The following is an 8239-nucleotide window of genomic DNA, read 5'->3' as shown; positions in this document are numbered from 1 at the left end:
CTCAGCCCGGAGATTGGGTTGTTATTGAATCTCCAGCGTTTTATGGTGCGCTACAGGCCATAGAGCGCCTGCGTTTAAAAGCTATTGCTATTACCACGCACCCGCAAAATGGGATGGATCTCGATGCTCTTGAGCAGGTCATCAGCCAGTATCCGATCAAGGCGTGTTGGCTGATGACGCACTTTCAGAATCCGCTTGGTAGTACGATGTCCTGGCCGCAGAAAAAACGGCTGGTGGCGCTGCTGCAACAGAATAATATTTCGTTAATTGAAGATGATGTTTATGGTGAGTTGTACTTCGGTGCTGAGCGCCCCTTGCCGGCCAAAGCACTCGATCAGCACCGCCAAATTCTACATTGCTCCTCTTTTTCAAAATGTCTGGCTCCGGGATTTCGAGTTGGTTGGGTGGCGGCGGGGGAACATGCACAGCGGGTGCAACATCTGCAACTAATGAGTACCGTTTCGGCCAGTGTTCCGACTCAGTTAGCTATTGCTGATTACCTCAGTCAAGGAGGGTATGATACTCACTTGCGCCGGTTGCGTCGTATGATGGAACAGCGGCTAAACGCGTTGCGTCAGGCGGTGGTTGAGCACTTTCCCAAGAACGTCAAAATCAGCCATCCATCTGGAGGCTACTTCCTGTGGCTGGAATTGGAACCGCCATTTAATGCCAGTGAATTATACCGGCGAGCGTTGGCGCAGGGTGTCAGTATTGCGCCGGGACGAATGTTTACCACTGGCAATCAGTTCGATCACTGTTTTCGCCTCAATGCTTCATTTGCCTGGTCGGAGCAAAGCGAAAAAGCCATCCGTATTCTGGCTATGCTGATAACTCAATTGACCAGTGGTGTTGATAATCGCTCACGCTAATCCTGCCATTTCCCCTTTTTAATCGGTTAATACTGATGGCTCCAGAAAATGGGGCCATCACCGCATAATCTGCTGTTGAACTAACCGCCTTATTGTTGCGCTTGTTATGCATAAACGTCTTTGTCCATCCTTTTATCCTCCCTTTCCCGGTAGCAGAAATGCACCCAATTGATGCATTGATTGCTCATTTATAGGGCGTGAAGAATCTACGGTGTTGCTTTTATGTTGCAAAAGTGTGATCTGATAGAGCAAAAATCAACATTGGTTGCCAATGCATACAATTTCGCGCTAAACCCCTCTGGTTGGTCATTTTGATGGTCAATAGACAGTATGAATGCGAGTGATTTGCATAATTATGCATTTTAAAACTTTGTTTTAATGAGATTTATACATTTTATTCACATTGTGAGCGGTGTGGCACGAAAGCTGCTCTACACTTTATATCAGGTGAATATATTTGATTCTTCATTGTTAACAGAATAAGAGATTTTGTTGGGCGGCAGGGTGATTCCTGGCAATAAGCCTTCCAAACGAGAGGCCTCTCAAACCATAGGCCTCTCAAATAACAAGTCTCTCAACCCATATTTACGCTGATTAAAGAGGCCACTATGGAACAGCCAATCCCGGTTACCCGACAGTCTTTTGATGAATGGATCGTCCCAACTTATGCTCCAGCTGACTTTATTGTGGTACGAGGCGAAGGGGCGACACTGTGGGATCAACAGGGCAAATCTTATATCGATTTTGCGGGAGGGATTGCCGTCAATGCCTTAGGACATGGGCATCCGGCGGTAAAAGCCGCATTGATTGAGCAAGCGGACAAAGTATGGCATTTGGGCAATGGCTATACCAATGAACCGGTGTTGCGGCTGGCAAAACAACTGATTGATGCCACCTTCGCTGAAAAAGTATTTTTCTGTAATTCAGGAGCCGAAGCCAATGAAGCAGCACTGAAGTTGGCGCGTAAATATGCCTTGGATAATTTTGCCAATAAGCCGGGACAGCAGGGCGAAAAGAACCAGATTGTTGCCTTTAGAAACGCCTTTCATGGCCGGACACTGTTCACCGTTTCGGCGGGAGGCCAGCCCAAGTACTCGCAGGATTTTGCTCCACTGCCGGGGGGGATTAGCCACGGCATTTTCAATGACCTGGCCTCTGCCGAAGCCCTTATTACCGATCAAACCTGTGCGGTGATTGTCGAGCCGATTCAGGGCGAAGGGGGCGTATTACCCGCAGATAACGAGTTCCTGCATGGCCTGCGTGCATTGTGTGATCGCCATAATGCTGTACTGATTTTTGATGAAGTACAAACCGGGGTAGGCCGTACCGGTGAGTTGTATGCCTACATGCATTATGGCGTCACCCCTGATGTCCTGACCAGCGCCAAAGCTCTTGGGGGTGGGTTCCCGATAGCCGCCATGCTGACGACCACAAAATATGCCAGCGCACTGAATGTCGGCAGTCACGGGACAACTTACGGCGGTAACCCATTAGCTTGTGCGGTGGCAGGCACCGTTTTATCTCTCATCAATACACCAGTTGTATTGTCGGGTGTGAAAGAGCGGCACCAATGGTTTTTAGATGGTTTGGCTGACATCAATGCGCGTTACAAGGTTTTCGCTGAAATACGCGGGCGCGGCTTGTTGATCGGCTGTGTGCTGAACAGTGATTATGCTGGTAAATCCAAAGATATCATTCAGGCCGCAGCCCAGCATGGGTTAATCGCCCTGATTGCTGGCCCCGATGTTGTCCGCTTTGCACCATCACTGATTATTTCTCAACACGATATTAAAGAGGGCTTGGCCCGACTTGCTATGGGTATTGAGCAGGTCTGTCGTAAGGCTAAGTCGTAACACATCAGCCGTAACACATCGGCAGTCAGCAAGGACCTTGAATATGATGAGAGTTCGCCCGGTAGAACGCCGTGATTTAGCCGATATTCTGGAGTTGGCTGGGAAAACTGGCGTTGGCATGACCTCACTGCCACAAAATGAGCAACACCTCGCCGCCAGAATTGAGCGCGCATTAAATACCTGGCAAGGTTCTTTGGCTGCGGGTGAGCAAGGTTATCTGTTCGTCTTAGAAGACACTGAGCGAGAGAAAGTCGTGGGCGTCAGTGCGATAGAAGTGGCTGTGGGGATGAATGACCCTTGGTATAACTTCCGCGTGGGAACACTGGTTCATGCCTCTAAAACCCTCAATGTGTACAAATCAGTGCCGACGCTATTTTTGAGCAATGATCACACTGGTTATAGCGAACTCTGCACACTGTTTCTTGACCCTGAATATCGTAAAGATAAAAACGGCCCCTTCTTATCGAAAGTTCGTTTTCTGTTTATCGCCGCATTTCGCCAGCACTTCTCGCGCAAATTGATTGCTGAGATGCGCGGTTACACCGATGAACAAGGCCGTTCACCATTTTGGGAAAATGTCGGTCGTCACTTTTTCGCTATCGAATTTGCAAAAGCCGATTACCTGAGTGGGACGGGGCAAAAAGCGTTTATTGCCGAACTGATGCCGAAACACCCGCTGTATGTGGATTTTTTGGCAGAAGAAGCCCGTGCGGTGATAGGCCAGGTTCATCCTCACACCGCACCTGCTCGCGCGGTTCTGGAGACTGAAGGCCTGCAATATCAGGGATATGTCGATATTTTTGATGGTGGGCCGACTTTGGAAGCCAACACCGACGAAGTGCGGGCGGTGCGCGATAGCAGCCAGCGAAAAGTGGTTATTGATGATATTGATATTGACCCAAGTGGCAGCGCTTATTTAGTGGCCAATGACCGTTACCAAGAATTTCGTTCCATATTAATTAACACCCATCTATCAGACGAATTTCTGCATTTAACCACTGACAATGCAGCGGCACTGGGTGTTGTGACGGGGGATGTGGTTCGGATAATCAGCCTTTTTGCACCGGAGACCAAAAAATGACCCATCCTGCATTGTTTATTCAGGGGGAATGGCGCACCGGCAAAGGTGCCCATTTCGATAAACATGACCCTATGGAACAGCAATTATTGTGGCAAGCGCGTGCCGCTGATAGCGCAGATGTCGCCGCAGCTTGTCGCGCCGCGCGTGATGCTTTCCCCACATGGGCTCGAACGCCACTGGAACAGCGAGTGGCGATTATTCAGCGTTTTGCCGTATTACTCGAACAACATAAGCAGCAATTGGCGCGAACGATAAGTCTGGAAACCAGTAAACCGCACTGGGAAACGCTAACAGAAGTGCAGGCCATGATGGGCAAAGTAGCTATTTCGTTGCAAGCCTATCAAACCAGAACCGGTAGCAGTCAAACGCCGATGGCGGACGCTATCTCAGTGCTGCGGCACCGGCCACATGGCGTATTGGCGGTTTTTGGCCCTTATAACTTTCCCGGACATCTCCCCAATGGACATATTGTTCCTGCTTTGTTAGCGGGCAATACGGTGGTGTTCAAACCCAGTGAATTGACCCCGCTAACGGCAGAAGAAACAGTCAAGTTATGGCAATTGGCAGGCATTCCTGATGGCGTACTCAATTTAGTTCAGGGCGGACGTGACACTGGCGAAGCGCTAGCGGCCCAACCTGATATTGATGGTTTACTGTTTACCGGCAGTGCCAATACCGGTTACCACTTACACCGGCAACTGGCGGGGCAACCGGAGAAAATTCTGGCGTTGGAGATGGGGGGGAATAATGCCCTGATTGTTGAGCAGGTCAAAGACTGTGATGCAGCGGTAAACCTCGCGATTCAGTCAGCTTTTATCTCTGCTGGTCAGCGTTGTACCTGCTCGCGCCGCTTGTTGATCAAGAGTGGCGCTGAAGGTGATGCATTTTTACAACGTTTTGTTGCAGTGAGTAAAGCGCTCCGTATTGGGCGCTGGGATAGTCAACCGGCTCCTTTCATGGGGGCGGTGATTTCATCTCAAGCGGCTGAAAAAATGCTGGCAGCACAGCAACATTTGCTGTCATTAGGGGGGAAAGCCTTATTAACCATGACCCGACCTGATAGCCAAAGCGCGGTTTTGACCCCCGGTATCATTGATATTACCGGTATCAGCGAGGTCCCTGATGAAGAGTATTTTGGCCCGCTGGTGAGTGTTATTCGCTATAGCGATTTTAACCAGGCACTAAAAATAGCCAATCAAACCCGATTTGGTTTAGCCATCGGCCTGGTTTCAGAAGACAGGCAACAGTTTGAACAACTGCTATTGGAAGCCCGTGCAGGTATTGTTAACTGGAATAAACCTTTGACCGGAGCCTCCAGTGCGGCTCCATTTGGCGGGGTTGGGGCGTCAGGTAATCATCGACCAAGTGCATTTTATGCCGCAGATTATTGTGCCTGGCCCATGGCATCACTCGAAAGTGAAAGTCTGACACTGCCTGCAACACTGTCGCCAGGCATTTCATTCGACTTACCTGATTAGCCCACTTATCTGATTAACTCATAGGTGCGAACGGAGAATAAGATGGCAGGATATGAAGTTAACTTCGATGGATTGGTTGGGCTGACACATCACTATGCCGGATTGTCTTTTGGCAATGAGGCCTCCACCAGGCATCAAAATACGCTCTCCAACCCACGGCTGGCAGCAAAACAGGGCCTGCTAAAAATGAAAGCGCTGGCCGATTTAGGTTACAAGCAAGGCGTTCTTCCCCCGCAAGAGCGCCCAGCGATGGGGGTTTTACGCCAGTTGGGTTTTAGTGGGTCAGATGAGCAAGTATTAAGTGAAGTGGCGCGCAAATCGCCACGGCTATTGTCGGCGGTCAGCTCCGCCTCATCAATGTGGACCGCTAATGCGGCAACAGTATCACCTGCCGCGGACAGCGCTGACGGGCGAGTTCATTTTACCGTGGCAAATTTGAATAATAAATTTCATCGCGCCATCGAGGCAGAGACAACTTCGGCAATATTAAAAAGCATTTTTAATAATCACCGTCACTTTGTTCACCACGATGCATTGCCTTCTGTTGAGTTATTTGGCGATGAGGGCGCAGCTAATCATAATCGCCTGGGGGGAGAGTATGACCGCCCGGCGATTCAGGTATTTGTTTATGGCCGTCAAGGGCTTGAAAGCGGGGCAATGCCCAGCCGATATCCTGCGCGCCAAACATTAGAAGCTAGCGAAGCCGTGGCACGTTTACACTTGTTAGACCCTGAACGCACTGTTTTTGTGCAGCAGAATCCGACGGTAATCGATCAAGGGGTATTCCACAATGATGTTATCGCGGTCAGTAACCAAAATGTGTTATTCCACCACCAACATGCCTTTGTACCCGATATCCGAGTAATGGAAGATCTGCGTCGCAAAATGGGGCGAATTGAGCAACAGCTGCTCACCATTGAAGTGCCCGCAGCACAAGTTTCTGTCGCGCAAGCAGTATCGAGCTATCTGTTTAACAGCCAGTTACTGAGTAAACCCAATGGCAAGATGCTGCTGGTTATCCCACAAGAATCCCAGGAATGCCCGGCGGTGTGGAAGTATCTGTCTGAACTGATAAATAGCGGTGGTCCGATTGATGAGGTCAGAGTTTTTGACCTGCGCGAAAGTATGCACAATGGTGGTGGCCCGGCTTGCTTACGGCTACGTGTTGCGCTTAATGATACTGAGTTAGCGGCAGTGAATAGCAGAGTGATGATGACACCCGCTTTGTTTGTTGCGCTGAATAATTGGGTCGACCAGCACTATCGCGATCGCTTGCAATTTAAGGACTTGGCTGACCCACAGTTGTTACAAGAAGGGCGGCAAGCATTGGATGAATTGACCAAAATACTCAATTTAGGTTCGATATACCCGTTCCAACATCCTTAATAGAAATATCAAAAATCGAACGGCATGAGCCATGAAAAAAGATAAGCAAAGGGAAGGGACGATGATGCCAGATTTTCTGTCAATCACCCTATCGGGGTCCCCACCGCCACTCACTAGCGGCGAAACATCAAACCTTAAATGGCAATGGATGGATGAAGGGGTGTTGATGCTCACCCCCCACGGAACCTGTTCGCAATCAGTGGTGTTATCGGCCGGTATCCATGGAAATGAAACAGCTCCGATTGAGATTCTAAACCAATTAGTCTCTGATTTATTAGCTAGTCAGATGCCATTAGCAGTGCGTTTGTTAGTGATATTAGGTAATCCGCCCGCTATCAGAGCCGGGGAACGCTATCTCACCGCAGATATCAATCGCATGTTTGGTGGGCGTTATAAAAATTATTCACTAACTGATGAGGCAATACGGGCTGAAATCCTCGAACAAAAGGTGGGGGAGTTTTTTGCATCTGATCCACTGTCTTTACGTTTACATTATGATCTACATACAGCCATTCGGGGTTCACATCATAACCGATTTGGTTTGTTACCTTACCGAACAACGCCTTATTGTGCGGCAATGTTACGTTGGCTAAAAGATAGTGAGTTAGATGCATTAGTTATGCATACCTCGGTGGGAGGAACCTTTGCCCACTTCAGTAGTGAGTTCTGCCAGGCGGCCAGTTGTACGTTGGAATTGGGTAAAGCGCTACCCTTTGGGCAAAATCAGCTCGAACAGTTTAGTCCGATCACTGCGGGTTTGCGTGCATTAGTCAGCGGAGGGCAATTGCCTACTCGATCTACCGAGCCAATGATATTTTATCGTGTCGTTAAATCACTCCTGAAGCAACATGCTGATTTTAAACTGTGGGTGGCGGATGACACGGTAAACTTCACTCGCTATCCGCAAGGAACATTGATGATAGAACAGCTCAATGAGTACTATCGCGTTGAGCATGAATATGAGTGGATCTTGTTCCCCAATCCGCGAGTTGCGCTGGGATTGCGTGCTGGCATCATGCTAGTGCAAATGGATGAGAATGATTTACCACAAGTATAAGTCAGGCTATATGACTTATACCGCCCTGGATAGTAACGTAAGTTAATATCACTACAGGGCGTTTTACTTAAGCTAAATTTAAAGAGGTATATCTCTTTTGGTATGTAAAAAAGTAACTTCACAACATCAATAGTTCATTTTCTCTGCATTAAATTAAAAAATATCTTATTTGATTTTATATCACTCATCGGCAGCTTTATAAAACCTATCTAATTAACGATACTCTAAAACCACACTTTTCATAAACCTATTAATGTCATTCATACTTTACTCTTTTCCACGTTGCACCAAATAGGATATTCATCCTCGATTATTTGTATTTTAAATAGTCGATAAATGGCTTTGGATATATAAAAAATAGATTATAAGTGTGATATCCACTCCATTTTACAAATCTAACTACTCAAAAGAACAAAAAAGAAACAAATTGAAATGACTTTGCACCTAAATGGTGCTATTGCACTGTTTTGGTTATATCTAATTACCTAAAAACACAGTTAATCAACGAGTTATGG

At 47.8% G+C, this 8239-nt stretch carries 6 protein-coding genes; all 6 read left to right on the top strand.

The annotated features are described in order from the left end of the window. A partial coding sequence (locus tag ACNSO8_RS00480) for a PLP-dependent aminotransferase family protein (protein WP_418393495.1) occupies positions 1-869 on the top strand: 869 nt, incomplete at its 5' end. A 608-nt stretch (positions 870-1477) separates the two neighbouring features. Then, the gene (locus tag ACNSO8_RS00475) at positions 1478-2722 is read left to right on the top strand and encodes an aspartate aminotransferase family protein (RefSeq protein ID WP_050160757.1); all 1245 of its coding nucleotides are present in this window, start codon (positions 1478-1480) and stop codon (positions 2720-2722) included. Positions 2723-2765: 43 nt separating this feature from the next. Next, entirely contained in the window at positions 2766-3803 is a 1038-nt protein-coding gene (gene astA, locus ACNSO8_RS00470) for an arginine N-succinyltransferase (protein WP_019079220.1), read from the top strand. After that, positions 3800-5281 carry a succinylglutamate-semialdehyde dehydrogenase gene (astD, locus tag ACNSO8_RS00465; RefSeq protein ID WP_019079221.1) on the top strand — a complete coding sequence of 494 codons (1482 nt, stop codon included), beginning with the start codon at positions 3800-3802 and terminating at the stop codon, positions 5279-5281. Before astA ends, astD begins: the two co-directional genes overlap by 4 nt. Positions 5282-5323: 42 nt before the next feature. Next, positions 5324-6667 carry an N-succinylarginine dihydrolase gene (gene astB / locus ACNSO8_RS00460; RefSeq protein WP_418393494.1) on the top strand — a complete coding sequence of 448 codons (1344 nt, stop codon included), beginning with the start codon at positions 5324-5326 and terminating at the stop codon, positions 6665-6667. Positions 6668-6731: 64 nt separating this feature from the next. Then, the gene (gene astE / locus ACNSO8_RS00455) at positions 6732-7724 is read left to right on the top strand and encodes a succinylglutamate desuccinylase (protein WP_026017817.1); all 993 of its coding nucleotides are present in this window, start codon (positions 6732-6734) and stop codon (positions 7722-7724) included. Positions 7725-8239: the final 515 nt, after the last annotated feature.

This window comes from Yersinia sp. LJYL362, assembly GCF_048323875.1.
The sequence above is the reverse complement of the archived record's forward strand: the minus strand, read 5'-3'. Positions and strand labels throughout refer to the sequence as shown.

Bases quoted from the DNA above. Each gene is read 5' to 3' on its own strand.
- astA (WP_019079220.1), top strand. From the start codon at position 2,766: ATGATGAGAGTTCGCCCGGTAGAACGCCGTGATTTAGCCGATATTCTG.
- astB (WP_418393494.1), top strand. From the start codon at position 5,324: ATGGCAGGATATGAAGTTAACTTCGATGGATTGGTTGGGCTGACACAT.
- astD (WP_019079221.1), top strand. From the start codon at position 3,800: ATGACCCATCCTGCATTGTTTATTCAGGGGGAATGGCGCACCGGCAAA.
- ACNSO8_RS00475 (WP_050160757.1), top strand. From the start codon at position 1,478: ATGGAACAGCCAATCCCGGTTACCCGACAGTCTTTTGATGAATGGATC.
- astE (WP_026017817.1), top strand. From the start codon at position 6,732: ATGCCAGATTTTCTGTCAATCACCCTATCGGGGTCCCCACCGCCACTC.